Here is a 375-nt window from a genome sequence, read left to right on the forward strand (position 1 = left end):
ATTCAGGGCTCTATGATCTGATTGTCCCCCAGGACAATCTGCTTCGTAAAATCAACGACCTGATCGACTTCACTTTCATCTACGAGGAGCTGGCCAGTAAATACTGCACCACCAATGGCCGCAGGGCAGAAAGCCCGGTGCGCATGTTCAAATACCTGCTGCTGAAGACCATCTACACCCTCTCCGATGTGGATGTGGTGGAGCGCTCGCGATATGATATGTCCTTCAAATACTTTCTCGACCTCTCACCCGAGGAGGCGGTCATCAACCCCAGCTCCCTGACCAAGTTCCGCAAGCTCCGCTTAAAGGACACCGACCTGCTGAACCTTCTGATCAGCAAGACGGTCGCCATTGCCCTTGAAAAGGGCATCATCA

The 375-nt window shown here is 52.8% G+C and carries 1 protein-coding gene; it reads left to right on the top strand.

Annotation, left to right across the window (positions count from 1 at the left end; genetic code table 11):
* Positions 1–375, top strand: a 375-nt coding sequence (locus K3G39_RS20550; protein ID WP_255594578.1) for a transposase, incomplete at both ends; no start/stop codon positions are given.

The organism is Pontibacter sp. HSC-14F20, from assembly GCF_019599265.1.
In the GTDB taxonomy this organism is placed as follows: Bacteria; Bacteroidota; Bacteroidia; order Cytophagales; family Hymenobacteraceae; genus Pontibacter.